Raw genomic sequence first — 25,626 nt, 5'->3', positions numbered from 1 at the left:
TGTTTGGTAAATTTTGATTAATGCGACAAGGTGCAATTTGATTCGCAAAATGAAAATGTTTTTATGAGTCACTCTGCATACCCATTAGCTATTAGGCATTGTTGTTAAGCTGCTAGATAGCGACTAACAACCAAATCAGTTATTTTGAGGAATTACGGCAACTAACAGATTTGAAAGCTAAACTTATTACAACGATACGAATAAAACCGTAAGCACAATTAGGGGATGTTCAATCGAGTAAACAGAATCAACATTGCTTATTGGGCTGTTATCAAAAATTGTATACATAATCAGGTAGATAGTTTATGGATAACAGCACATAGACAGTCGAGGAGTAGTTAAACATGATAGATGAAACCATTTTAAATGAGTTAACTAGCATGCTGGGCGAAGAATCAATACAAAGGATGTTGATTGTTTATACAACCGAAGTCGAAGAACGTTTGCAAGTTTTAACCCAGGTGTTGCAAGCTGCTGAGTCTGCTAACGCTGTTGATTTTGCTGAAGTGGAAATTCAGGCTCATACCTTGAAGAGTAGTTCTGCAAGTTTCGGTGCAATTGAGTTTTCATCTCAAGCCGAAATACTTGAGCATGCAGCTAAAGCACATGATTTTAGCACAGTGATAGAGCAACTTAGGGTTGTAAACGACGTTGGCACTAAAACTCTTAGCTTTTATTCTCAACGTCTTGCGCCACAAGGCTGAATACGGTTTACTGCTACTATTAGCTAACGCAGGTTCAATGTTGTGTGCCCTAAACCCATAATACAACTCATTGAACATCAGATGTATTTATCAATAGGCTGATTTATATGGATATAACAAGCTCATTTACCACATTACTTGTAGAAGACAGCATGTCTTTAGGTGCGCTTTACACGGAGTATTTGCGCGCAGATGGAGGTAGGGTTACTCACGTTAATCATGGTGAAGATGCTTTAAACGAATTGAAGCAATGGCAACCTGATCTACTGGTACTTGATATTCAATTGCCTGATATGTCAGGGATGGATATTTTAGCGGTTGTGCAGAAAGAATACCCTGATGTTACCGTTATTATGATCACCGCTCATGGCACTATCGATATCGCTGTGGATGCAATGCGTTCAGGAGCCTTCGATTTTCTGGTTAAACCTTTTGATGCTAAGCGCCTTTCTATTACGGTTCGTAATGCCCTAAAACAACGCCAATTGGTCAATTTAGTTGCTAAGTACGAAAGCAGTTTGCCTAAACCACGCTTTATGGGATTTGTGGGCGAGTCTTTAGCAATGCAAACCGTTTATAAAACGATTGATTGTGTTGCCAACAGTAAAGCGTCGGCATTTATTGTTGGCGAAAGTGGTACAGGTAAAGAAGTATGTGCCAATGCTATTCACCATGCAGGGTATCGATGTGATGGCCCTTTTGTTGCACTAAACTGCGCGTCTATTCCTAAAGACTTAATTGAGAGTGAGATTTTTGGCCACACCAAAGGCGCCTTTACTGGCGCGGTTGCAAACCGAGATGGCGCAGCTACTCGAGCGCATAACGGTACTTTGTTTCTTGATGAAATTTGCGAAATGGATCTTGAGTTACAAAGCAAGTTACTCCGCTTTATTCAAACTGGTGTGTTCCAGCGTGTTGGTGGCACTAAAGAAGAAAAAGTCGATGTTCGATTTGTCAGTGCCACAAACAGGATCCCATGGGAAGAAGTCAAAGCTGGGCGTTTTAGAGAAGATTTGTTTTATCGATTACATGTTATCCCTATTGAATTACCGCCGTTACGTGTACGTGGTAAAGATATTCTGCTGCTCGCTGCTAACCTACTTAAAGAGTACAACAAAGAAGAAGGTAAGAAGTTCAAAGGCTTTAGCTCTGATGCTAAGCAATGCTTAAAAAATTACGCTTGGCCAGGGAATGTGAGGCAATTGCAAAATGTGATCCGTCAGGTTGTCGTGCTAAATGATGGAGAACTGGTAGAACTGGATATGTTGCCGCTACAGTTAACTGCAGTTGAAACAAAACAGGCTCACAGTAAACCTCAGCCTGAACTGCAACCCCAAAATCAATACCAGTCTCAATCTCAACCCAAAGAGAGTTCCTCATTTATGGGTAGCATTGAGCAAGGTAGCGCTTATGGCTCCTCTCAACAAAAGCTTGATGAAAATGCTGTTGGTGGCAAAGATAATGAGATAGAACCATTATGGTTAACCGAAAAGCGCACCATTGAAGGTGCGATTGCACGCTGTGATGGGAATGTTCCTAAAGCTGCGGCATTACTGGATATTAGTGCCTCAACGATTTACCGTAAACGTCAAACATGGGAAGAGTTGGAAAATAGTTTAACCACTAGCTAAATAGGCTGATAAAAATATGCTTATGTTTTAGGTAAGTGATAGAGCTATATTGATCAAAGGAGTAGACTTAGCGCTACTCCTTTTTGCGTTAGAAATGAGGTCAAAATGAAATACCTTGTTGATACCCATACTCATACCGTTGCTTCCACCCATGCCTATAGTACCTTGCAAGAATATATTGCAATGGCTAAACAAAAAGGCATTAAGTTATTTGCTACAACAGATCATGGCCCTGATATGGCTGACGCTCCGCATTTTTGGCATTTTGTTAATTTGCGGGTGATCCCAAGAGTTGTTGATGGGGTTGGAGTGTTACGTGGCATTGAAGCGAATATAAAAAATGAACAAGGTGAAATAGATTTCTTCGGCGATTACTTAGCTGAATTAGATATTGTTCTAGCGGGATTTCACGAGCCTGTTTTTGCACCTGTTGATAAAGCAACTCATACCCAGGCATTGCTCAACTGCATAAAAAGCGGCAACGTTGATATTATCACTCATCCTGGTAACCCAGCTTATCCGATAGATATTGAAGCTGTTGCTAAGGCTGCTGCAGAATACAATGTCGCCCTTGAAATTAATAACTCCTCATTTTTAACATCGCGTAAAGGCAGTGAGCATAACTGTTTAGCGATTGCCAAAGCAGTAAAAAAAGCTGGTGGATTATTAGTGATGGGCTCTGATTCCCATATCGCGTATAGCTTAGGTGATTTTGAACAAGCAATTAGCATCGTTGAGCAGGCAGAATTTCCGCAAGACCGTTTACTTAATCGCTCCCCTGAAGCCTTGTTATCTTTTTTGTCGGCTCGTGGTCATGGTGCTCTTGATGCTTATTCTGTGCTGGTTGAGGAATAACAATGTTTAGGGAGCTTGCTAAGTGCGAGTGTTAATTACAGGTGCAGGTGGGCAACTGGCACAGGCTTTATTGTCGGTAGTTCAGGTCGCGACTGATGCTAGGCTTAATACATGTAATACATCCCAGCAGTTATTGCTCGATATGTTACCTGAAATCACAGAGTGTATTGAAGTTGACGATAACGTAAAAGGCTTTGTTAAAGAGCAACTGAATATTTGTTGTCAAGAGTCTATTCAGAGCGCATTTGATGAGTTTGCACCAGATGTTGTGATTAATTGTGCGGCATATAATGCGGTTGATAATGCAGAGCAGAAGCCAACTCAGGCGATAGCTATCAATGAACAAGGGCCTAAATTATTGGCTCTTGAGTGTAAGGCTCGCAACATCAAGTTGGTCCATATCTCGACAGATTTCGTGTTCGATGGAGCTTTATCTACTGCTTATACGGAGCAAGATCTGCCATCACCTCTATCTGTCTATGGTCAAAGTAAGCTTAATGGCGAGCGTGCGGTAGCTGAAGTCTTAGGCTCTGATGCGATGATTATTCGTACCTCATGGTTATACAGCTGTTGGGGGACTAATTTTGTAACAACTATGCAGAGACTATTGGCGACCAAGGAGCGGCTAGCTATTATTGATGATCAGACAGGCAGTCCAACATGGTGTGAAGCGCTGGCAGTCGTTATTTTTAAACTCATTAAACAAAAGGCTGACTCGGAAGTATCTGCTGCTAGCAAAATGCCTGCACCTGCACGACGCAATGATGTTGCAAGTCACTTACTAAACAATGCCGAGCTATATCATTATGCAGCAGCTGAAAGCTGTACTTGGTTTGAATTGACTAAGCAGATCCAAAAGCTGATGTGTGCGATTCATTCTAGTCATAGAGCAAGTCTTACTTGCGAGCTTGAACCGATAACTAGTGAAATATGGCAATCTTGGCATCAAGCTAGGCTAGCGACTAGGCCTGTTCAAAGTGCTTTATGTGCAGCCAAAATAAATAGCCAATTAATGGTCAGTGAACACAGTATGTTGACAGCCCCATGGCCGCAACAGCTGCAAGCCATGCTGAAGTATCAAGCTTTGTTAAATTTATAAATAATTGCTGTCTTGGCAGTTGAAAAGATATAAAACACAAAAGGCAAACCTCGTGCTGAGGTTTGCCTTTTAGTTGGTTAGCTTGCCGAGCTATTGCTAGAAACTGCGTTCCCAGCCTGCATAAATAGTTGTATCCCAGTCGTTGCCACCTGATGTTACATACTTACTGTAACCAACTGTGCCACCCACCTTCAAGGTACCTTGATATAGTGGTCTATGGTAACTGGTATCAAACTGATAAACGCGCTCGTATTCACCCGGTGATACAGGGTTGCCACCAGAAGGATTTCCTGTATCTGTGCCGTCAGTGTTTAGTCTTAACCAACGGAACTTGTTAGTGATATTTTGACCGCCACCTAACTGAGTAATACCGCCAACAACGAAAGTCGTTGCGTCATTGTCATAGGTGCTACCTAAGCTTTTACCGTAATAACGGTAGCCATCTTGATAAAAACCATGTTCATACAAGCAGTTGTAATAACTTGAATCTATGCCGCAAGCAACTTGGGTATCTGAATACTCAACAAAAACACGGGTATTAATATTGGCTAAAACAAAGTCAACACCACCCATATTGGCAGAGTTAATCAGCTTGTTTTTACCATTGTGATAGTCTTCATGAATGCGCTCATAGTAAATGCCGTAAGGAATACCGAACGCTGTATCAGACCAGCGGAAGTCATAACCGGCTAGCATATTTTCTTGGCCGTTTGTCACGTCGCCTTCACTCATGCCACCATTAAACAGACCATCCCACCAATCACCTAAGCTATTACCATAGCCTTCACCGCCCCATTGCATGGTCCATGAAAAACCGACTTCAAGTTGTGAAATGGGTCTTAGTGTTCCTCGGGCTCCCCAATGTTTTGCATCAGGAACATGGCGTCCACTTTCCATTTGGCTAAATGCTGTGGTAAATGTCCATGGGCCAATCCAGTTTAACCAAGGAGTCTCAAATGCTTGGCTGTTGTTACGTGAAAAGGTCACCCCAGGCATAGGTCTAGCATTGGTGGTTTGAATTAATCCGCTATCCCAGCCTGGTCCCCAGTATTTTTGCTGCGCACCAGCGCTAACAATCCAGTTACCTAGCATAACGGCGGCAAAACTATCATCTAAACGGGTACTATTACCGTCAATAGGATCATAGTGATAACTGGTTGATAAACGCCCGCTAAACCAATCTTTAGTGATTTCAGCAGAGACTTCAGCTTCAGCCTTATCACGGTAGTCTTGGCCAAAACCAATAAAACGTGTGGTATCTGAGCCGCCAGCAAGCTTTATTTTTGCGCTCATACCACGGTGATCTTGCAAGTAAGCCTGAGTTACTCGATCAAACGCGTCGCGCTGAGCATTTGACAGAGTGCTTTGATCAGCTTTATCCATATCTTGCTTTAAACCATCCCACATTAGCGGGTAGGTTGTAATCGGCTGCACAATAACGCCTGTATCAGATAATAGCTGAATATCGGCTCTTAGTGCTAAGTCAGTTGGCTCTACCCACCAAGCAGCATGCACTGATTGACTCGCGAGTAGTAATAATCCAGATAATAATTTGAGTTTCATGGTATTCCCTTTGGTTATTGGGCGCATTTTAGAGGATTTCACTGTTAGCGGATAGTCGGTTGAGTCGTTAATTTGCCACAAAATGTGACATATCAAGAATTTGATTTATAAAGGAGATAATTTATTGACGGCAGAATTAATTGAGGCTTAAAAGTCTTTATTTTTATGCGAGTTAGCAAAGTATGTTCTATTTTTAACAGTAGTATTTATCTGTTAGTTGCAATTGGGGCCACCATGATGACCCCATATAACTGTTTACAAGGAATGTTGACATGTTAACTGCTGTTTTTGCCTTTCAGTCTTGCTCTTTCTTACGTAAAACTAAGCTACTTTGTTGCGCCTTGTTACTCGTTTGCGGCTGCAGCTCAGGACATTCAGAGCCGTCTGTGACTAGCGATAGCTTAAGCCAAAACATCAGCATATGGCCTGAACTCAACTTTGAGGTTAAACCGGATATAGAGCTTGAGCAAAAGGTCGCGGATTTAGTGGGTGAAATGACCTTAAGACAAAAGGTTGCGCAGGTGATTCAACCAGAAATTGGTGACTTTACCCTTGAGGATATGCGCGAGTACGGTTTTGGATCATATCTTAATGGCGGTGGCTCATTTCCTAATGGTAATAAACATCTGTCAATTAATGATTGGGTGACATTTGCTGAAGCCATGTATCAAGCATCTATTGATGATGAGCTCGACGGTTCGAGCATTCCAACTATGTGGGGCACAGACGCTGTGCATGGGCATAATAATGTCATTGGCGCGACTTTGTTTCCACATAATATCGGTTTAGGCGCTGCTAATAACGCTAAATTAATAGAGCAGATTGCAAAGGTTACAGCCAAGGAAGTTAAGGTAACTGGTATAGATTGGGTATTTGCACCTACAGTTGCTGTTGCAAGAGATGATCGCTGGGGAAGAACTTATGAGAGTTATTCAGAAGATCCCAATATCGTTAAGTCTTATGCCAGCGCCATAGTTAAAGGTTTACAAGGGGACGTAAATGACGATTTCTTATCTGAGTCGCGGGTGATTGCTACCACAAAACATTTTTTAGGTGACGGTGGCACGCATAATGGAGTCGACCAAGGCGATAACCTTGATTCCGAGCAAGCTTTATTTGATATTCATGCTCAGGGATACATTTCGGGATTAAGCGCCGGCGCTCAAGTGGTAATGGCATCATTTAATAGCTGGCAAGGTGTCAAAATTCACGGCAGTGAATATTTACTGACTCAAGTGCTCAAGGAAAGGCTAGGATTTGACGGTATCGTAGTCGGTGACTGGAATGGCCATGGTCAGGTTGCTGGATGTAGCAATGAAAGCTGTCCTCAGGCATTTAACGCTGGAATTGACATTTTTATGGCACCAAGTAAAAGCTGGAAGCCGCTTTTTGATAACTTAGTTGCGCAAGTCAAAAGTGGCGAAATTACCATGCAAAGGCTCGACGATGCGGTAAGCCGGGTGCTGAGAGTGAAGTTCCGCGCTGATCTATTTACCAAGCCAAGTCCTGCAAATCGTCAGTATGCTAATCAAGTGGAGCTTATCGGTGCGAATGAACACCGTGATCTAGCAAGGCAAGCGGTTCGAGAGTCCTTAGTACTTCTTAAAAATAACAACAATTTATTGCCCTTGTCAGGCAAACAGATTGTGATGGTTGCAGGAGATGGCGCTGATAACTTAGCGAAGCAAGCAGGTGGTTGGTCGGTTAGTTGGCAAGGGAGCAGTAATCAAAATAGTGATTTCCCTAATGCAACATCGATATTTTCAGGGATCAAAGCGCAAGTTAATCAAGCTGGTGGTAAGGCGTTTCTGAGTGTGAATGGTCGTTATGCAATTAAGCCGGATGTGGCGATAGTGGTATTTGGTGAAGAGCCTTATGCTGAAGGTTACGGAGATTTAGATAATCTTGAATATCAAAGGGGCGATAAGCGTGATTTAGCCTTGCTGAGAAGGCTTAAAGCCGCAGGTATACCGGTTATTTCAGTTTTTATTAGTGGCCGCCCGCTATGGGTAAATGCAGAGCTTAATGCATCAGATGCATTTGTGGCTAGCTGGCTACCGGGAAGTGAGGGCGATGGTATTGCTCAAGTATTGTTTAGGGATAGCGCCGATAATGTTCAGTATGATTTTTTAGGCAAGTTATCGTTCTCTTGGCCCAATCATCCCGAACAAACGCGGCTTAATCTCAATGATGCTGACTATAAACCGTTATTTACCTATGGATACGGCTTACGCTATCAAGGCGATTATCAAAAAGGTTATCAAGGCAATGATCAAAAGAGTGTAAACCTGCCTGAACTTGAAGAAAAGTATGTTGCAGCAGAGGCTTTAGCTCCTTTAATTATTTATGACAGTAAAACATATCAGCCCTGGAGGCTGAATATGAAGCCGCAATTATCTAACCACGATGAGCAGAAAAGTGACAGGAAGTTAAGTGACAGAAAGTTAAGTGATAGGGAGAGCAGTGATAAAGCAAAGCGAGTCAAAGGTGTAATGCTTACCTTAGCGACTTATCAGACACAAGGTGATGCGTTAACAATAGACTTTGAGGGGAATGCTAAAGCTAAGCTGAGCTTTAAAAGTGCTTTCCCACGAGATCTACGTTCTTATTCTGAGCAAGAGAGTATGCTGAGTTTTGCAGTTAAGCTAGATAAATTACCGAGCACTCAAGTGCAGTTAATTATGCAAAGTGATAAATATGGCCAAAAGGCTGTTGATATCACTCAAGCATTGAAAAGTATCAACGGCAAAGGCTGGCAGACGATGAATGTTGACTCTAACTGTTTTATTCAACAGGGGATGCATTTTGCTGATATTAGTTCGCCATTTAGCCTTAAAACTAAAGGTCAATTAGTCATGGATATCGCAGTTCTACAAATGAAAGCAGCCTCTTGGGGAAAGAAAGGAGATGACTATGAGCATAAACACGAGCATGAGACTAGAGCCGACCAGCCAGTAAATATTCTGTGTACTAATGTGTTGTAGGTCCTATTTGTGTTTCTATTTCGTGTTTATAACTGCTTGACTATGAGCGCTTATTTTTAATTTTGCATGAGGCTGAGGCAAGATATCAGAGCTTATTTACGCTATTTCTTGTGGCTATTTTTTATTACTGTACTTGGATATGCTTTTGCTGCTTTCCATAATAACTCTGCTGCTCAAGTAAACGAAACCAACGTTTCTGCAATGAGCAGTGATTGGCAACTGGTTTGGCAAGATGAGTTCAATGACAAACACATCGACCTTACTAAATGGAGCTTTGAGTACAACTGTTATGGTGGTGGTAATAATGAGCACCAGTGCTATACAGACCGCGCTGAAAATGCCTTCGTTAACAATGGACATTTGCATATTGTCGCGCGGCTAGAGTCGTTTTCCGGGCCAGCTCTTAAAGATGACCATTTGCTTTACCAGCGCAGTGATGTTTCTGTCAGTAAACCCTTTACCTCTGCTCGAATGCGCACTGTATATAAAGGTGATTGGTCATATGGTCGGTTTGAGGTGCGGGCAAAATTTCCTAAAGGTCAGGGAACTTGGGGAGCAGTATGGATGTTACCCACTGATTGGCACTATGGGGAATGGTCCGGTTCAGGTGAAATAGACATTGTAGAAGCGATTAACTTAGGTACGGCTTCAGATAGAGTAGGTGCCTTGAAAGGTGAGCTTGAAACACGAATACACGGAACACTGCATTATGGTCAGCCTTGGCCAAATAATGTTTACTCTGGTCAATCATTTCAGTTGCCTAATGGGCAAAGTCCTGCAGCTGGTTTTCATCTATACGCATTGGAATGGCAGCCAGATGAGATCCGCTGGTATGTTGATAACATTCATTATGCCACCCAAACCTCAAAGACTTGGTTTACGAAAATCATTATAAAAGAGCAGCATGTCTTAGCCAAACAAGATGCGCCTTTTAATAAACGATTCCATTTGCTGCTAAATTTAGCCGTTGGTGGTGATTGGGCTGAAAATGCCAATGATAAAGGAGTTGATCTGGAGGCGTTTCCTCAGACGTTGTTGGTTGATTATGTACGTGTTTACCAAAAACAAAACTAGCAAGCTGGTGCTAACTTAATCACAGGCACGGAGCCTCTTAGTTAAACACTGGCATTTATCGTTTAATACTCCTCCTGAATAATTAAAAGCTAGATTTAGGCTGCTGTTTGATTATGAGATGTTTGCAATTGATTAAGCTTAGTTTTTTTTAGTCATTGAATGAACAATTGGTTATTAATTTTAACTATTAACTACTGGCATAATAGATCTGACTACCTATAAATATTTAAGAGAGCTTTAATGATTACTCCTATGTTTAAACAAGAATGGTTAGAGTCCGCAGTTGCTATTGCAATTGAAGCTGGCGAGCAGATTATGACTGTTTATGCTAGTGATGAATTTGGCGTTGAGACTAAAGATGATGCGAGTCCTGTTACTGCAGCAGATCTTGCGAGTCATGAAGTGATAGTTAAACGATTGAAGCTGCTAACTCCTGATATTCCTGTGATGTCTGAAGAGTCGACAGATATTGACTGGAATGAAAGACGACACTGGCCTGCCTATTGGCTGATTGATCCCCTTGATGGTACCAAAGAGTTTATTAAGCGTAACGGTGAGTTTACCGTAAATATTGCTTTCATTGTTGAAGATAGAGCCGTGGCAGGTGTTGTATACGCGCCCGTCTTGGATAAATGTTTTTATGGGGCATTAGAACGTGGAGCTTGGGTTGAGCAGGCTGGAACTAAGCAGCAACTTTGTGGTGCTAAAAGCGATTATGACGGAGCACCACGAATTGTCGGTAGTCGTTCGCATATTAGCCCAGGGCTAGAGGCGTATTTGCAAGATATTGGTGAACATCAAATGAAAAGTGTGGGGAGTTCGCTTAAGTTTTGTTTGTTAGCTGAGGGAGAAGCTGACATTTATCCGCGCTTAGGGTTAACGAGTGAATGGGATACTGCAGCCGCGCAAGCTGTTTTAGAAAGTGCTGGTGGTAAAGTTGTACAATTTGATACCGGCAAGCGTCTTGATTACAACCAAAAAGAAGATATATTGAATCCGTATTTTATTGCTTACGCTCCGCATTGGCGAGCCAGTGATTAAGGGCGATGTTTGACTGCTAAATGTCATTTTATCATCGTTAACCGCTTCCTCAGGCTAATACCTTTGATTGCTGAATGCACAAGTAAATAGATATACAGTCACAAATGATGATAAATCGGCTTAAAGCTACAGGTTTACTTGATATTGAGTAACACTTAAGGATGAGACAATGTTAAGGATCGGTATTGATCTAGGTGGAACCAAAACTGAAGTGGTTGCTCTTAACGAGCAGGGCGAAGAGCTTTTTCGTAAACGTGTAGCAACCCCTAAAGAGTATGTTGCAACGCTTGATGTTATTGAGGCGTTAGTCTTTGAAGCTGAGTCAATACTTAATCAAACAGGTACTGTGGGCATAGGTATCCCAGGCGTTGTTTCACCTTTTTCTGGTTTGGTTAAAAATGCTAATTCGACATGGATAAACGGTCATCCGCTTGATATCGATTTAGGTAGGCGATTAAGTCGTGAAGTTAAGGTCGCTAATGATGCGAATTGTTTTGCAGTATCAGAGGCAATTGATGGTGCTGCAGCAGGCGAGTTTATTGTATTTGGTGTGATCTTAGGTACTGGTTGCGGCGCAGGGATTGCAATTAATGGCAAAGTGCATGGTGGCCAAAACCGTATTGCTGGTGAGTGGGGTCATAATCCACTACCTTGGATGGATACGAGTGAACTAAACTCAACTCATTGTTTTTGCGGCAATAATGATTGTATTGAAACCTTTGTGTCAGGTACTGGGTTAGTTCGTGACTACAAACTTGCTGGTGGCCAGGCTGAGAGTGGTATGGAGCTTTCGCTAAAAATCGAAGCAGGTGAAAAGCTAGCGAGATTAGTATTTGAACGCTATATCGACCGACTGGCACGTTCTTTAGCTCATGTTATTAATATTCTCGACCCAGATATGATTGTTCTTGGTGGTGGGATCTCTAATATCGATGAGATATATCAGCTATTGCCAAAAGCTCTGCCAAAATATGTTGTTGGCGGGGAGTGCCGTACGCCTGTTGTACAAAATATGTATGGTGGTTCTTCCGGTGTTCGTGGCGCGGCTTGGCTTTGGCAAAGCTGAAACCTTGCAAATTAAGCCTTTATCGAGATAAAGCAGCAAATTACCGATATCAATGCATGCTACACTTGCTTTGATATTTATCGCTTTGGGCCTCCATTTTTATGTTCTGGTTAAAAAAAATTGTTTCTCAGCTATTTATGCCGATACCGTTAGTATTATTTATTTTACTATTGGCTTTTATCGTTATCCGCAATCGTCAGCGCAGTCGCCTGTTATTAGTTATGGCTGCTAGTCTTTTAATCATATTAAGCAGTGGCAGCGGCAGTAATGCGCTATTGAAGCCACTTGAAAACAGTTATGCCGTGAACAATTCACCTATAGAGCAAGGTTGTCTGGTGATAGTTTTAGGCAGCGGTCATGATGAAAACCCAAGTTTAACTGCGGTTCAGCAACTCTCAACAACAGCATTAGCGCGGCTCACAGAAGGGCTTAGACAACTGTCGTTAGGACAAGATTGTAAATTGGTCGTTAGTGGTTGGAGTGGTGGACTTGCAACACGCTCCCACGCGGATGTTATGTTTGATGCTGCTGTTGAGTTAGGTGTTGATCCGAGCGTGATCATCAAGTTTCCTCTCGCTAAAGATACCATTGAGGAAGCGCAGTTTATGCGCTGGGAAGTGGCAGATGCTCCTTTTAGGTTAGTGACGTCAGCAAGTCACATGCCGAGGGCAATGGCTATTTTTGAAAATGAAGATCTAAATGTCTCAGCTGCGCCGACTGATTTTGCACAAAGAAGATCTTACTGGTGGCGCTTTGATGCCATGAGTTTGTTAAATTCGCAGCGGGCGATTCACGAGTATTTAGGCTTAGCTTGGTTTAAGATTAAACATCAAGGTAGAACAGTAACGGAAGCGAGCAGTAATGTGGATAATGATGAAAGCACATTGTCGTCATTTTGATATATTCGATGAATTAAGGATTTTATCTCAATAAGTAGAGTGCAGAATATTGAAAGATAATGAGATTTTGATTAAACCTGTGATTAAAAGAAACGGAATCACCTTCAGTGTTTTCGGTTGTATAGGTGTGGTGTGTGGTGTGAGTCTTTTTTTATTGGGTAGTGAGTTCTTTGCACCTGGGATTATTTGTTTTGCTTTAGGAATAATCGCTTTGGTGTTAGGTTTTTCCAAGCTTGCGGAGCCAGAAGTATCACTAAAGCTTTCAGATGAAGGCTTCACCTATTTTCATCGCCGTGGTCAAGTCAGTGTTTCATGGGATAATGTACAACGCATGGATCAGCCACGTGTAACTCAAGGAATTGATACTGTGTCTTTGCCCTATATTGGGGTAAAGATAAAACACATGAGTCCAGTTTTAGAAACGATATCGCTGAGACTTGCTGCTGGGCTGCTTACTGAACAACGTCCATTATTAATGACGGCATCGACACAAGATGAAGATTTATCAGTGCTTGAAAATCAAATGAGCGCCGAATTTACGCCTTTTATTGAAGATAATGATCGTTTTAAAGGCGTGTTAGCGATGTTTGGCCATCGTAGTAAATTATTGGGCAACCATCTTGGTTATCATCTTTATATTTCAACAGACGCATTAGATAGACCGGTAGATGAATTTATTGCGTTGATGAATAAATCTAAGCAAGCCGCTGTGGTGGTAGCTTAGTCTTTTGGGCAAATAGTTTAGTGATAATAATAGCCTCTTGAGAGGAGGCTATTATGTAGAGGATTTTGTCATGAAGTTAGCTTGCGGTTAACTCAGCATCTTCAATTTTGTCGTTGCTAATTGATTGCTTTATTTCCGGCTTTTTTTCTTTGTTTGAGGGCAAAAATGCAATTTCGTCTCTCACTCGCATACCTATGAATTGACCGCCTTCAAATATCTCCATTGATTGGCAGTTCACTTCGCCATCAACTAGACCTGTACTGGTAATATTGAGCTTTTCACAGTTAAGTTTTCCTTTAAAAGTCCCTGATACTCGCAGCTCAATACAGTGGAGCTTGCCTTCAATAAGCCCATCCTGCTCTATGGTTATATTGTGGCTAGAGGAAACATTACCCTTTAAAGTGCCAGCGATAAGTGCTTCTGCAGTAAATTCGGTATCACCGGTAAATGTAGAGCTTTGCGCGATAAAGGTAAGTCCGCCGCTTCTTTTTTTTCTAAACATTTTTCTGCCTTAACCAGACTAAGTTGCATAGATGTTACCTCTATTTTCTACAGAACAAAACCACTTTAAATTGGCGCTGGTTGCCATAATTTTGGCGCGTGCAGTTGTGATGAAAAACGAATGATATTGCCCAAGCGAATGAATATTTAGAGCTAACGTTTGTGGCTGATTATGAGGTGGATTCGGTTTCTTGAATACGAATCGCATTACTAGGGCAGGGGGATACGCAGGCTCCGCAGCCAGTGCAAGCTTCAATATCAATATTGGGTAGCGGGGCTTGACCTATTGCTAGACTAAAACTGATTGCTCGGCTATCACAGGCATCTTTGCAGCTTTGGCACCAAATACCTTGATGTGCCATGCATGTATCTAAGATTTTGGCTTTAGCTTTCCATGCTTGTAAGGTGGAAAGATCGAAGAGAGGTTCTGCGCAGACTTGGATACATTTTTGGCAAAAAGTGCATTCATCAATTGAAAAGTCTACTTCAGGGAAACCTCCATCCCCTTTGATAAGGATTTGTGTTTCACAGGTTTCAATGCATTTATTACAGCGGGTACAAAGGTCGGTAAATTCAATGTTAGGATCAACCCATGGTAGATGAATCGCTTGAGCCTTTTTACGACTAAAAAGACGCCTTCTACTTTGATTAATACTGCTCATTGTAATCCTCTAAACAAGAACGAAAGGGAGGGTATAGTTAAACTCCCTAGCGTTCCATATGTCATATAGATAACTCTTTAACTGCTATCAGTCACTAATGCCGAAACATTAAACAATTACTCGTAGTCAGCTTTATAGCCGTTAGGGTTATTTGACTGCCAGTGCCAGCTGCTTTGCGCCATGTCGTCAATGGTATGGCTAGCTTGCCAGCCTAGCTCTTGCTGAGCTTTATCAGGGTTGGCGTAACATGCAGCAATATCACCCGGTCTTCTGGCAACTAGTTGATACTGGATCTGAGTGTTGCTTGCTTTTTCAAACGCAGCAACCATTTCTAGTACACTATAGCCTTGACCGGTTCCTAAATTATATGTGACTAAACCACATTGCGTTTGTAGTTTATCTAATGCTCTTAAGTGGCCAATAGCAAGATCTACCACATGGATATAATCTCTCACCCCTGTACCATCAACGGTATCGTAATCACTACCAAATACACTCAATTGCTCTCTTTTTCCTACTGCAACTTGGGTGATAAAAGGCATTAAGTTGTTTGGAATATCATTTGGATCTTCACCGATTAAACCACTGTGATGGGCACCAACAGGGTTAAAGTAACGTAGACGTGCAATATTCCAACTGTTATCCGAGTGGTATAGATCGCTTAGGATGTGCTCGACCATTAGTTTAGATTGCCCATATGGGTTAGTTGCACCTGTTGGAAAATCTTCGGTAATAGGTAGGCTTGCAGGATCGCCGTATACAGTAGCCGATGAGCTAAACACTAAGTTTTTAACATTGAACTCGCTCATCACTTCACATAAAACGATTGTGCCAGTGACGTTATTTTCATAATAACGCAGCGGTTGCTCAACTGATTCACCAACGGCTTTTAAGCCAGCGAAATGAATAACAGACTTGATTTCGTGGTCAGTGAACAGTTTTTGTAAAAAAGCTCGATTTAGTACATCACCTTGATAAAACGTGACTGATTTCCCGGTAATTTTTTCAACACGCTCAAGAGCGGTAACGCAAGAGTTGCTCAAGTTATCTAGAATAACAACATCATTGCCGTTATTAAGAAGCTCTACAACTGTGTGAGTGCCAATATAGCCAGCGCCGCCGGTTACTAATATGGTCATAATGGTATCCTGTAATTCGTTGGTTTTTAAAAGTAATTAGTTAAGTGTTTTAACGATTGCTTTTAAGTACTCAGCAAATTCTTCACCAATTTCGCTGTGACGCAGTGCATGCTCAACATTGGCTTGCATATAACCTAGTTTATTACCGCAATCATGACTCTTGCCTTGCATGTAATAGGCGTTAACGGTTTGGTTTTCCATTAGCATAGCAATTGCGTCAGTTAATTGAATCTCATCGCCTGCACCTGCCGGAGTTTTCGCTAAGTAACCCCAAATTTCAGCAGGTAAAACATAGCGGCCAACCACGGCAAGGTTTGATGGTGCTGCATCAATACTTGGTTTTTCTACCAGTTGGCTTAATGGTAGCGATTCACCTGGTTGTAATTCTTCGCCATTGATGTCGGCAATACCGTATTGATTAACCATTTCATGAGGTACACCTTCAACCATAATTTGGCCAATTTCAGTTTCATCATACAGCTTAACCATGTGCGCTAAGTTATCTTGAGTGAGATCGCTAGCGGCACTGTCAACTAATACATCAGGTAAAAGCACTGCAAATGGTGCATCACCGATAATGCTTTTAGCGCATAAAATAGCGTGACCTAGTCCTTTAGCTTGAGATTGACGCACACTGATAATAGTCACGTCTTCTGGGCAAATACCTTGTACTTCGGCTAGAAGTTGGCGCTTTACACGACGCTCGAGCTGCGTTTCTAACTCAAAGCTGGTATCGAAATGATTTTCTACTGAGTTTTTACTTGCGTGAGTCACTAAAACAATTTCTTTAATCCCTGCAGCAATTGCTTCATTAACAACATATTGAATCAGCGGTTTATCCATAACTGGTAGCATCTCTTTTGGGATAGCTTTAGTTGCAGGAAGCATACGCGTCCCTAAACCTGCTACTGGGATGACTGCTTTGCGAATTTTATGTTGTTTCATTCTAGTCCTATTCGTTCCTAATCGAGGAGTCGGCAAATAATTCATCATTGTATACCGAAAAGCATTTGTATTGGGCAAGATTTGATTCGCTATGAGCCGAATGTGGTGTTTTTCTTCAATTGGAGTAGGAAATTTATACTGTGTGACGGTAAATCCGTTGGTTAGGTGACAAAGCCGAGTGCTGTATCAGTTGGTTTTATCTAAATTAGTTGTGTCATGGGATGACTTTATATTTGTTAAATCAGGGCTTGCTAGCATGAGTTCATCATATTGAGGCTCGGTGAGCAGGCAGTCTTTATCAGAAGTATGGGCTTACGCTTTATGTCTACGTTTTGTTGTAAATTTTGTAATACATATAAAATGCCTTATTTATATGAGTTTACAGGTAACTCGATATTGGCCTGTATCATTTTAATTACACTTATTAGCACCAAAGGCTTAAACTATAAAACGTGATCTACTTAACAATTTTGTAGGCTTGGTTAACTATGGATACAGAATTTACATCCATGTTTAGGATAACTGTTTAGTACTATGAGTAAGCAACAAAATTACATAGCATATGAGCCTGATAGCAATGGGTGTATTGATTACCCAAAAGCCGAAAATGATATCTGGTCTGAACTTTATGCGCGTCAGTTAGTTAATCTACCTGGGCGAGCATGCCCTGAGTATTTACAAGGTTTAGATAAATTGGCTTTGCCTACCGACAGGATCCCGCAGTTACCAGAAATTGATGAGGTATTACTTCAAACAACGGGTTGGAAGACCGCTGCTGTACCTGCTTTAATTTCATTCGGTAAATTTTTTGAATTGCTGGCGAATAAATCATTTCCCGTAGCGACCTTTATTAGAAGTCGTGAGGAGTTCGATTACTTACAAGAACCTGATATATTTCATGAAGTCTTTGGTCATTGTCCGCTGCTGACGAATCCTTCTTTTGCTCACTTTTCACATCTTTACGGCCAGCTAGGGTTAGCAGCGACCAAAGAGCAACGTGTATTCTTGGCAAGACTTTATTGGTTTACGGTTGAGTTTGGTGTGCTACGTAACAAAAACAATGACCTTAGCATATACGGTGGCGGTATTTTGAGCTCACCTGGTGAAACCTTATATGTTATGGGAGATGAGCCAGAAATTCGGCCTTTTGATTTAATTGATGTACTTAGAACGCCTTACCGCATTGATATCATGCAACCTATTTACTATGCCATCGATAATATTGGCCAGTTAGACGAGATTGCTGAAATGGACATTATGGCTGCAGTGACCAAGGCACAGCAGTTAGGGTTGTTTGAAGCTGCGTTTCCAGCAAAAGCGGGTTAAAAATTTAGTTTTTTAGAGTGGATGAGATTGAGTGGTTTGACTCGTAATTACAACCTCTTTTTACAGTTAAGTAAACGAACAAGTAAAGGAATAAAAGATGACAGAATTAGCGCAAATGAAATGTGAAGCTTGCCAAGCAGATGCTCCAAAGGTTAGCGATGAAGAACTGGCACAGCTTGTGAAAATGATCCCTGATTGGGGCGTAGAAGTGCGTGACGGCATTATGCAGTTGGAGCGAGTTTATAAATTTAAGAACTTTAAGTTGGCGATGGAGTTTACTAATAAATTAGCTGAGCTTGCTGAAGCAGATTTTCATCACCCAGGAATATTAACAGAGTGGGGCAAGGTGACGGTGACTTGGTGGTCTCACTCAATAAAAGGCTTACACAAGAACGATTTTATTATGGCGGCTAAAACAGACACGCTTTATTCGTAATCACTAGGTTTATGCTTTTTCCTATATTATTAACAGCATTGCTGCGCAATTTTGCTCAATGTTGATAGATGAATAAACTGCATTAATTGAGCGTGTTGGCCTGACTAACACGCTTTTATTTTCTTAATGTTACAAATCCCCTGTAAACAAGCCTTGCCACAACTAAAATAAACTTCTAACGTATAGGCAAATTACAGGTGCCAGTAAAAGTGTCGCTGCGAACGGTAAGCAAGGCATGTCCCACCTGTCGATTGTTTTGTCCCAATAACGAGTATCTAAAAAAGGGAATTGCAATAGTATGCGCTTGGAAGTCAGCTGTTTAGATCGTGTCGGTCTAGCTAAAGATATCTTAACTATTATGGAAGGCTATGGGATTAACTTGTTTGCTATCGATGCAAGTAATCAAGGCTTTCTGTACCTACAATTTGCTGAAGTAAGTTTTGACACGCTCAGTGAATTATTGCCACTTATTCGTAAAGTAGAAGGCGTTCATGATGTCAGAACGGTTTCTTTTATGCCATCAGAGCAGGAACATTACGCCTTAAAGACCTTATTAAAAACTTTACCTGATTCAGTCTTTTCCCTCGATGTGAAAGGGCGTGTGCGTATTGTCAATGAGTCGGCGTTGCACACTATTGGTATGGCTGAGCATGAGATCCTAGATGAGTCGATAAACCATTGGGTACAAGGATTTAATTTTGGCCGTTGGTTAAGTGAATCAACTGTCTTAGCTCAAGCTACTCGTGTCAATATTGGCGAAAATGAATACCTTGCTGAGATGTTACCAATTTACTTACCGGATAGCGGCAGTGACACACCTATTTTGGCTGGTGCAGTGGTATCACTAAAGTCGCCCGCGCGCTTAGGTAAACAGTTTAATGCATTGCAGAACCAGTCGAGTGGTTTTGAGAATGTCTTGGCAACCAGTGACAAAATGAAAGAAGTGTTGGTGCAAGCACGAAGAATGGCACAACTCGATGCGCCATTACTTATCACAGGTGAAACCGGCACGGGTAAAGAGTTAATGTCGCGCGCATGTCACGATGCAAGCATGCGACGTGAGCAGCCGTTTATTGCTATTAACTGTGCGGCAATGCCTGATAGCGCTGCAGAAGAAGAGCTTTTTGGTTTTGTTAATAACGGCAATGTTATTAAACGCGGTTTTATTGAAGAAGCTAAAGGTGGCACTGTATTTCTTGATGAAATCGCCGAAATGTCAAAGTCTGCTCAAGTAAAACTATTACGGTTTTTACAAGATGGCACATTCAGACGGGTAGGCGGTGATGAAGAGATCCGCAGCGATGTACGTATCATTTGTTCTACCCAAAAAAATCTAGCCGAGTTATGTCAAAGCGGTGAATTTAGAGAAGATCTTTATTACCGTATTCATGTATTAAGTTTCCATGTTCCATCTCTGCGGGAGCGGAAAGTTGATATTATTCCGTTAACTGAAATGTTCTTAGAGCATTATAGTCAGCAATTATCCATTCCTATTCGCCGTATTTCTGGCGAGTGCCGTGAACACCTTTTAGGTTACGCTTGGCCGGGTAATGTTCGCCAATTAAAGAACGCCATTTTTAGAGCGGTATCTATGTGGGATGGTAGTGCAGAGTTAACGGTCGAGCAGTTAAAACTGCCATCTTATGCCGAAGGTTTTGGTTACTTTGACCATCAATTTGAAGGCAGTCTCGAGCAAGCAATGAAGCAATTTGAATCGAGCCTATTGCGTAGGCTTTATCCAGCTTACCCAAGTACGCGGCAATTGGCTAAAAAACTTGGGGTGTCTCACACTGCAATTGCCAACAAACTGCGTGAATATAAGATCAGTAAACAAAAAGAAGTGTAAAACTAGCTTGCCGATGGTTGCTGTATAGATAAGCAACTTTGGACGTAAAACAGCGTGTAGCTCGACAATTGTTTAGACTGTAATCTTTTATTTACAAAACTATGGTTAAGTCTGATGAATGTGATTCAGCTCACGCTATTTCGTATCCCGATAAGTGGTGTCATTCTATGGCAAATTTCGACCCAGATTGATATACCTGCTGTCATCAAAAAATAGAATTAGATTGATTGCTTGGTTACAAACGATTAGGAGTAAGTATGAAGTTAGCAAGTTATGATAATGGTCGTCGTGACGGTCAATTAATGTTAGTTAGCAAGGACTTGACTAAAGCGGTTGCGGTACCTGCAATCGCGCATACTATGCAGCAGCTTATTGATGCATGGGATCTTTTGAACCCTCAGCTTGTCGAACTTTACGATGCGCTTAATAAAGGCTTGATGGATAACGCCGTTGATTTTGATGAATCAAAGTGCTTATCACCGTTACCACGTGCTTACCAGTGGGCAGACGGCAGCGCATACGTAAACCATGTTGAGCTAGTACGTAAAGCCCGTGGTGCCGAGATGCCAGAGACATTTTGGACTGACCCGCTAGTATACCAAGGTGGATCAGATTGCTTTATTGCACCTAAAGCCGATATTCCGTTAGCAAGTGAAGAGTGGGGCATCGATTTCGAATCTGAAATTGCTGTGATCACTGACGATGTGCCAATGGGTGTTAGCGCTGATAACGCGGAGCAGCATATTAAGTTATTGATGCTTGTGAATGATGTCTCACTGCGTAACCTGATCCCTGGTGAGTTAGCCAAAGGTTTTGGCTTTTTCCAAGCAAAACCATCGAGTAGCTTTTCTCCTGTAGCGGTAACACCGGATGAGCTAAATGATAAGTGGCAAGATAGCAAAGTACATTTGCCTTTAATTACTCATCTTAATAGTGAGCTATTTGGTCGCCCTAATGCGGGTGTTGATATGACATTCAACTTTAGTCAGTTGGTATCTCATGTTGCTAAAACGCGTCCGCTAGGCGCTGGTGCGATTATTGGCTCAGGTACGATTTCAAACTACGATCGTAGTGCGGGCTCTAGCTGCCTTGCTGAAACACGTATGCTGGAAACCATTGCTGACGGTAAACCTTCGACTTCATTTATGCGTTTTGGTGATCGTGTGCGTATCGAAATGCTTGATGAAGAGAACAACAGTATTTTCGGCTCAATCGATCAGCAAGTTGTCGAATATAAAGTGTAAGTCCTAAGTTAGGCTGGTAATTGCTAGAAGGCTGACCTCTTGGGTTAGCCTTTTTTATAACTTTTAGATAAAGCTAAACCGTTTTAAAGGATTAAGATAATGCCAACAACTAATATGAAACTTTATGGCTATTGGCGTTCAAGCGCTGCATATCGAGTGCGAATCGCGCTAAACTTAAAGTCGTTAACAGCTGAACATATATCTGTGCATTTAGTTAAAGATGGGGGGGAGCAGCATAGCCAAGCTTACGCTAATTTAAATGCACAAGAACTAGTACCTAGCCTTGTTATTGAGCAAGGCGATCAGCAGCAGGTATTAACTCAGTCATTGGCTATTTTAGAGTATCTGGAAGAGGCTTTTCCTCAAGTTGCTCTCTTACCATCAGATATGTATGAAAAATCAATTGTTCGTTCAATGGCAATGCTGGTAGCTTGTGAAGTGCACCCGCTAAATAACCTAAAAGTTCTGCAATATTTGGCAAATGAATTATCTATTGAGCCTGACACTAAAGCTGTTTGGTATCACCACTGGATAAATGAAGGTTTTACAGCCCTAGAAAAAATGCTTGAGAGGCATAGCGGCAAGTGTTGTTTTGGCGATGAGCCTACTTTGGCAGATCTCTGCTTAGTGCCTCAAGTCTATAATGCAAAACGCTTTAATGTAGATATGACAGCTTATCCGAATATTCAGCGAGTGAATGAACATTGCTTAAGCCTAAAAGCCTTTGCTGAAGCGACACCTGAGCGCCAAGCAGACGCAACTTAGCGGTTTTGCAATAGAAATGACACAAATGCCTTATCGGCTTGATCGATAGGGCGTTGTTTTTTCCACGCTATGTGTAAGTCTAAAAATACCGGGGGAGAAAAGGGTTTAGTACAGATATTATCGTGTGACTCAATCGCCATTTCAAGCACACTGGTTATACCGTATTCCTGTGCCACAACTTGTTTTATCAGATTGATTAGATTGGTTTCAAAAGCAATATTGACTTCAAGTCCTAAACGTTCTGCTTGCTTTAACATCCACTCCCTATGAAAGTATCCTTGCTTAAACAGTACTAATTCATGTTCGAAAAAAGCCTCTAAGGAAACGCTAGTGCATTTTGCCAGCGGGTGATGTTTACCTACAGCCACTACCATTTGTTCTTTTAGTAATAAATGACTATCAAATTCATCAGTTAAATCTTTAGCGGTAATGATCGCGATGTCGACTTCTTCTTGTTGTAGCATACGCAGGGTATCTCGAGTGCCGCCCTCAAAAAGTGATAATTTGAGATCGGGATACTTATGGCGAAAAGCCATTAACCGGCTCGGTAAGTAAAAAGAGCCTAGCATTCCAGGCACCGCGAGGCGCACTTCACCTTTAGTCAGATTGGCCATTGCTTTTATATGCGCCTCAGCCTGCGCGAGTTGATTAATAATCAGTTTTGCGTGCTGATGTAATGCTTGTCCCTCAGCGGTTAAAGAAAGGGATTTGGTGATGCGATTGGCGCCTCTATCAACAAGTGTCACCCCCAATTCCTGCTCTAACCTTTTAATACTCTGGCTTAATGCTGGCTGGGCAATATTGAGACGCTCGGCTGCTTTAGTAAAATTGCCTGTTTGCACTAATGTGTCTAGATATTTGAGCTGTTTAATATCCATAATTCTGAGCCATTACCTTTTACTGGCCGCGCGGTTGGATTCAACTAATCGCGGGTGTTTTATATGGGGTAGATTAATCTAAAGATATAGCAATCATTTTGATTTAGCATAACAAAAAATTATGGGTTAACCGCTTTCTAGTTATTATAATTATGATCAGGCTCTTGTTATGCTCTCAGTTATCTAAACTAAACAGAATTTTTACATGAAGGCCGTAATACAACCACTTAAACGCAGTGAAGCTAGATTGATCGCCGGGCTATCACTTGCATCTATGGTTATTTTCATCAATTTATATCTTGTTCAGGGTATGTTACCGCTGATCTCCACCTCTTTTGAGATCACAATGAGTCATGCCACCTTATTGCTATCAGCAACTAGCTTTACGATGGCATTTTCATTGTTAATTTTTGCTGTGATGTCAGATAGAGTCGGTCGTAAAAAGCCCATTTTAGTGAGCTTGATTTTATTATGTGTCACTGATGTGTTTGCTTACTTTATTGCTGATTTTAATCAGCTGCTTAGCTTAAGATTGGTGCAAGGGGTTTTACTTGCATCTGTTCCTGCTATGGCGATGGCATACTTTAAAGATGAACTCGCCGGGCACGGTTTATTAAAGGCTGGTGCTATCTATATTGCTGCGAACAGCTTAGGTGGCATAGCAGGGCGTTTACTTGGTGGAGTGATGGCACAATACCTTGATTGGCAACAAGCCATGTTATTACTAACAGGTATTACTTTAATAGGGACCGCGCTTGCCTACTATTTGTTGCCTGTAAGTCATTTTTGTAAGCCGGAAAACATCTCAAAAAAACGCTTTTTCAGAAGAACAGATTTTAATGGTTTTTGCCTTCACTTAGGTGATGCAAAGATGAGGCTAATTTATTTAGTTGGCGGTATCGCTTTTATGGTTATGGTTAATCAGTTTAGCTATATCCAGTTACATCTTATGCAGGCGCCTTTTAATATGGGGCGGTTTGAAGTGACCTTGATTTTTCTCTGTTACTTAAGCGGTACCTATGCTTCGTATCACTCTGCTAAATGGGTGACTAGTCATGGTCTAAATGGGGTTTTTAAAGGTGCGACATTGTTGATGTTTGCTGGCAGTCTATTAACGATTCAGGATACCTTGTTGTCAATCTACGTAGGGTTCTTGCTGTCAGCATTTGGTTTTTTCTTATTGCATAGTAGTTGTAATGCGTGGGTGGCGAATAGAGCTGAACATCATAGAGCTAAAGCCACATCACTGTATTTGTGCAGCTATTATTTAGGTGCCGCGGTTGGTGGACCATACTTACTACCGTTTTGGCATCAGTGGGGATGGAGTGGGGTAGTGTTGGCTTCGCTACTTGCTTTAACACTTATGTCGTTCGTGATCGTTAAAGTATTACATGCCAAACCTGATGCCGAGCCATTAGTCACTGCTTGATGTTTATTTAGTGACAAGTTCTGAATACTAATCAGTATGGAAATTTGATCTATTCAGAGTGAGTTTTGGCAAACTAATTCAAGGCGAATAGCTTGGATAGTAGTTATTCCCTTAAACGCAGAAGTAGACGACTTTCGCGGCCTTAAAATGACCAATTTCGTTTAAGATTTAAGAGGCCATGGATGGTCGCTGTTAAAGCAACGAATAACTTGAATTTCTGAACGTTAGTTTTTGCTTGGAGGCAAAGGATATTACAGAAAGATGGGATTGGTATCTCGTGGAAAGCATGTATAGCCTGTTCGGCACTTGAAGCGATATTGCGTTTATATTATATCGCTTCGGTTTATTTGTGTATTACTTATTCGGTGCGATCTGGTGCATTACATAATCGCTAGGTAAAAGTTCTAACTGGCCGTTCTCATCAAAATACCAACCAGTAATAAATCCTTTCTGACGCATTTTAACCAGATTATGCATAACCGACTTTGCTTCAACCAGAGCCGTTTCTTGATCGTATTGATAAGTGAGTTTCAAATATGCTGCGATACTGGCTAAGGATGCGGATTGACTGACATCTGCCATAGCGTTTTTCCAGTAATGAGTGATTCTAAAAGCATAGTTGAGACAGAATTAACTGACAAAATATTCGGGTGTAAAAAGATTGATTTTACTAAAGCTAGATTAGGAGTTTGATCATTCTTAGAAAAAGAATGGTGGTCGATACTGGGCTCGAACCAGTGACCCCCTCCTTGTAAGGGAGGTGCTCTCCCAGCTGAGCTAATCGACCTGGGATTTCATAATGTTTTAATTCTTTA

General features: G+C 41.5%; 23 protein-coding genes and 1 tRNA gene. 16 read left to right on the top strand and 8 right to left on the bottom strand.

Going from position 1 to position 25,626, the window contains the following annotated elements; translation table 11 throughout:
- Positions 1-344: 344 nt before the first annotated feature.
- The 4 genes from L2740_RS13400 (at position 345) to rfbD (ending at position 4,289) form a co-directional block, all read left to right on the top strand.
- Positions 345-704: an Hpt domain-containing protein gene (locus tag L2740_RS13400; RefSeq protein ID WP_248950664.1), complete on the top strand. Its 360-nt coding sequence runs from the start codon at positions 345-347 to the stop codon at positions 702-704.
- A gap of 107 nt (positions 705-811) precedes the next feature.
- Positions 812-2,335: a sigma-54-dependent transcriptional regulator gene (locus L2740_RS13395; RefSeq protein ID WP_248950663.1), complete on the top strand. Its 1,524-nt coding sequence runs from the start codon at positions 812-814 to the stop codon at positions 2,333-2,335.
- A 105-nt stretch (positions 2,336-2,440) separates the two neighbouring features.
- Positions 2,441-3,190 (top strand): phosphatase, encoded by a 750-nt coding sequence (locus tag L2740_RS13390; RefSeq protein WP_248950662.1) that lies wholly within the window; start codon positions 2,441-2,443, stop codon positions 3,188-3,190.
- Between the two features lie 22 nt (positions 3,191-3,212).
- Positions 3,213-4,289 (top strand): dTDP-4-dehydrorhamnose reductase, encoded by a 1,077-nt coding sequence (rfbD, locus tag L2740_RS13385; protein WP_248950661.1) that lies wholly within the window; start codon positions 3,213-3,215, stop codon positions 4,287-4,289.
- Positions 4,290-4,385: 96 nt separating this feature from the next.
- On the opposite strand, the gene L2740_RS13380 is transcribed toward rfbD, so the two are convergent.
- Positions 4,386-5,852, bottom strand: coding sequence for a capsule assembly Wzi family protein (locus L2740_RS13380; protein WP_248950660.1), 1,467 nt, complete (start codon positions 5,850-5,852; stop codon positions 4,386-4,388).
- A 272-nt stretch (positions 5,853-6,124) separates the two neighbouring features.
- On the opposite strand from L2740_RS13380, the gene L2740_RS13375 reads away from it, so the two are divergent.
- The 6 genes from L2740_RS13375 (at position 6,125) to L2740_RS13350 (ending at position 13,640) form a co-directional block, all read left to right on the top strand.
- Positions 6,125-8,836 carry a glycoside hydrolase family 3 protein gene (locus L2740_RS13375; protein WP_248950659.1) on the top strand — a complete coding sequence of 904 codons (2,712 nt, stop codon included), beginning with the start codon at positions 6,125-6,127 and terminating at the stop codon, positions 8,834-8,836.
- 108 nt (positions 8,837-8,944) lie between these two features.
- Entirely contained in the window at positions 8,945-9,910 is a 966-nt protein-coding gene (locus tag L2740_RS13370) for a glycoside hydrolase family 16 protein (protein WP_248950658.1), read from the top strand.
- A 240-nt stretch (positions 9,911-10,150) separates the two neighbouring features.
- On the top strand, positions 10,151-10,951 hold the full coding sequence (cysQ, locus tag L2740_RS13365) for a 3'(2'),5'-bisphosphate nucleotidase CysQ (protein WP_248950657.1): 801 nt from the start codon (positions 10,151-10,153) through the stop codon (positions 10,949-10,951).
- A gap of 169 nt (positions 10,952-11,120) precedes the next feature.
- On the top strand, positions 11,121-12,017 hold the full coding sequence (gene mak, locus L2740_RS13360) for a fructokinase (protein ID WP_248950656.1): 897 nt from the start codon (positions 11,121-11,123) through the stop codon (positions 12,015-12,017).
- A gap of 101 nt (positions 12,018-12,118) precedes the next feature.
- Positions 12,119-12,916 (top strand): YdcF family protein, encoded by a 798-nt coding sequence (locus L2740_RS13355; RefSeq protein ID WP_248950655.1) that lies wholly within the window; start codon positions 12,119-12,121, stop codon positions 12,914-12,916.
- A gap of 46 nt (positions 12,917-12,962) precedes the next feature.
- Positions 12,963-13,640, top strand: coding sequence for a DUF2982 domain-containing protein (locus L2740_RS13350; RefSeq protein WP_248950830.1), 678 nt, complete (start codon positions 12,963-12,965; stop codon positions 13,638-13,640).
- 76 nt (positions 13,641-13,716) lie between these two features.
- On the opposite strand, the gene L2740_RS13345 is transcribed toward L2740_RS13350, so the two are convergent.
- The 4 genes from L2740_RS13345 to galU all read right to left on the bottom strand — a co-directional run bounded on the left by L2740_RS13345 (position 13,717) and on the right by galU (position 16,887).
- Positions 13,717-14,142, bottom strand: coding sequence for a bactofilin family protein (locus L2740_RS13345; protein ID WP_248950654.1), 426 nt, complete (start codon positions 14,140-14,142; stop codon positions 13,717-13,719).
- Between the two features lie 169 nt (positions 14,143-14,311).
- Entirely contained in the window at positions 14,312-14,803 is a 492-nt protein-coding gene (gene napF, locus L2740_RS13340; protein ID WP_248950653.1) for a ferredoxin-type protein NapF, read from the bottom strand.
- Between the two features lie 116 nt (positions 14,804-14,919).
- Entirely contained in the window at positions 14,920-15,942 is a 1,023-nt protein-coding gene (gene galE / locus L2740_RS13335; protein ID WP_248950652.1) for a UDP-glucose 4-epimerase GalE, read from the bottom strand.
- Between the two features lie 36 nt (positions 15,943-15,978).
- Complete coding sequence (gene galU / locus L2740_RS13330) at positions 15,979-16,887, bottom strand: UTP--glucose-1-phosphate uridylyltransferase GalU (RefSeq protein WP_248950651.1); 909 nt, start codon at positions 16,885-16,887, stop codon at positions 15,979-15,981.
- A 534-nt stretch (positions 16,888-17,421) separates the two neighbouring features.
- On the opposite strand from galU, the gene phhA reads away from it, so the two are divergent.
- From phhA to maiA, 5 genes are all read left to right on the top strand, one after another.
- Entirely contained in the window at positions 17,422-18,213 is a 792-nt protein-coding gene (gene phhA / locus L2740_RS13325; RefSeq protein ID WP_248950650.1) for a phenylalanine 4-monooxygenase, read from the top strand.
- Positions 18,214-18,310: 97 nt separating this feature from the next.
- Entirely contained in the window at positions 18,311-18,649 is a 339-nt protein-coding gene (locus L2740_RS13320; protein WP_248950649.1) for a 4a-hydroxytetrahydrobiopterin dehydratase, read from the top strand.
- Between the two features lie 298 nt (positions 18,650-18,947).
- Positions 18,948-20,495, top strand: a complete 1,548-nt coding sequence (gene tyrR / locus L2740_RS13315; protein WP_248950648.1) for a transcriptional regulator TyrR — start codon at positions 18,948-18,950, stop codon at positions 20,493-20,495.
- Between the two features lie 257 nt (positions 20,496-20,752).
- Positions 20,753-21,739, top strand: coding sequence for a fumarylacetoacetate hydrolase family protein (locus L2740_RS13310; protein ID WP_248950647.1), 987 nt, complete (start codon positions 20,753-20,755; stop codon positions 21,737-21,739).
- Positions 21,740-21,853: 114 nt separating this feature from the next.
- Positions 21,854-22,504: a maleylacetoacetate isomerase gene (gene maiA / locus L2740_RS13305; protein ID WP_248950829.1), complete on the top strand. Its 651-nt coding sequence runs from the start codon at positions 21,854-21,856 to the stop codon at positions 22,502-22,504.
- On the opposite strand, the gene L2740_RS13300 is transcribed toward maiA, so the two are convergent.
- The gene (locus L2740_RS13300; protein ID WP_248950646.1) at positions 22,501-23,382 is read right to left on the bottom strand and encodes a LysR family transcriptional regulator; all 882 of its coding nucleotides are present in this window, start codon (positions 23,380-23,382) and stop codon (positions 22,501-22,503) included. The two genes, maiA and L2740_RS13300, sit on opposite strands and share 4 nt — an antisense overlap.
- A gap of 205 nt (positions 23,383-23,587) precedes the next feature.
- On the opposite strand from L2740_RS13300, the gene L2740_RS13295 reads away from it, so the two are divergent.
- Complete coding sequence (locus L2740_RS13295) at positions 23,588-24,811, top strand: MFS transporter (RefSeq protein ID WP_248950645.1); 1,224 nt, start codon at positions 23,588-23,590, stop codon at positions 24,809-24,811.
- 354 nt (positions 24,812-25,165) lie between these two features.
- Here the strand turns inward: L2740_RS13295 and L2740_RS13290 are convergent, their stop codons facing one another.
- Both L2740_RS13290 and L2740_RS13285 read right to left on the bottom strand, forming a co-directional pair.
- The gene (locus L2740_RS13290) at positions 25,166-25,393 is read right to left on the bottom strand and encodes a hypothetical protein (protein WP_248468542.1); all 228 of its coding nucleotides are present in this window, start codon (positions 25,391-25,393) and stop codon (positions 25,166-25,168) included.
- A gap of 129 nt (positions 25,394-25,522) precedes the next feature.
- Positions 25,523-25,598, bottom strand: a tRNA-Val gene (locus L2740_RS13285).
- Between the last annotated feature and the right edge of the window lie 28 nt (positions 25,599-25,626).

The organism is Shewanella pneumatophori, from assembly GCF_023283895.1.
Classification (GTDB): domain Bacteria; phylum Pseudomonadota; class Gammaproteobacteria; order Enterobacterales; family Shewanellaceae; genus Shewanella; species Shewanella pneumatophori.
The sequence above is the reverse complement of the archived record's forward strand: the minus strand, read 5'-3'. Positions and strand labels throughout refer to the sequence as shown.

Coding starts and splice junctions, on each gene's coding strand:
- L2740_RS13400 (WP_248950664.1), top strand. CDS start 345: ATGATAGATGAAACCATTTTAAATGAGTTAACTAGCATGCTGGGCGAA.
- L2740_RS13395 (WP_248950663.1), top strand. CDS start 812: ATGGATATAACAAGCTCATTTACCACATTACTTGTAGAAGACAGCATG.
- L2740_RS13390 (WP_248950662.1), top strand. CDS start 2,441: ATGAAATACCTTGTTGATACCCATACTCATACCGTTGCTTCCACCCAT.
- L2740_RS13380 (WP_248950660.1), bottom strand. CDS start 5,852: ATGAAACTCAAATTATTATCTGGATTATTACTACTCGCGAGTCAATCA.
- L2740_RS13375 (WP_248950659.1), top strand. CDS start 6,125: ATGTTAACTGCTGTTTTTGCCTTTCAGTCTTGCTCTTTCTTACGTAAA.
- cysQ (WP_248950657.1), top strand. CDS start 10,151: ATGATTACTCCTATGTTTAAACAAGAATGGTTAGAGTCCGCAGTTGCT.
- mak (WP_248950656.1), top strand. CDS start 11,121: ATGTTAAGGATCGGTATTGATCTAGGTGGAACCAAAACTGAAGTGGTT.
- L2740_RS13355 (WP_248950655.1), top strand. CDS start 12,119: ATGTTCTGGTTAAAAAAAATTGTTTCTCAGCTATTTATGCCGATACCG.
- L2740_RS13345 (WP_248950654.1), bottom strand. CDS start 14,142: ATGTTTAGAAAAAAAAGAAGCGGCGGACTTACCTTTATCGCGCAAAGC.
- napF (WP_248950653.1), bottom strand. CDS start 14,803: ATGAGCAGTATTAATCAAAGTAGAAGGCGTCTTTTTAGTCGTAAAAAG.
- galE (WP_248950652.1), bottom strand. CDS start 15,942: ATGACCATATTAGTAACCGGCGGCGCTGGCTATATTGGCACTCACACA.
- galU (WP_248950651.1), bottom strand. CDS start 16,887: ATGAAACAACATAAAATTCGCAAAGCAGTCATCCCAGTAGCAGGTTTA.
- phhA (WP_248950650.1), top strand. CDS start 17,422: ATGAGTAAGCAACAAAATTACATAGCATATGAGCCTGATAGCAATGGG.
- L2740_RS13320 (WP_248950649.1), top strand. CDS start 18,311: ATGACAGAATTAGCGCAAATGAAATGTGAAGCTTGCCAAGCAGATGCT.
- tyrR (WP_248950648.1), top strand. CDS start 18,948: ATGCGCTTGGAAGTCAGCTGTTTAGATCGTGTCGGTCTAGCTAAAGAT.
- L2740_RS13310 (WP_248950647.1), top strand. CDS start 20,753: ATGAAGTTAGCAAGTTATGATAATGGTCGTCGTGACGGTCAATTAATG.
- maiA (WP_248950829.1), top strand. CDS start 21,854: ATGAAACTTTATGGCTATTGGCGTTCAAGCGCTGCATATCGAGTGCGA.
- L2740_RS13300 (WP_248950646.1), bottom strand. CDS start 23,382: ATGGATATTAAACAGCTCAAATATCTAGACACATTAGTGCAAACAGGC.
- L2740_RS13295 (WP_248950645.1), top strand. CDS start 23,588: ATGAAGGCCGTAATACAACCACTTAAACGCAGTGAAGCTAGATTGATC.
- L2740_RS13290 (WP_248468542.1), bottom strand. CDS start 25,393: ATGGCAGATGTCAGTCAATCCGCATCCTTAGCCAGTATCGCAGCATAT.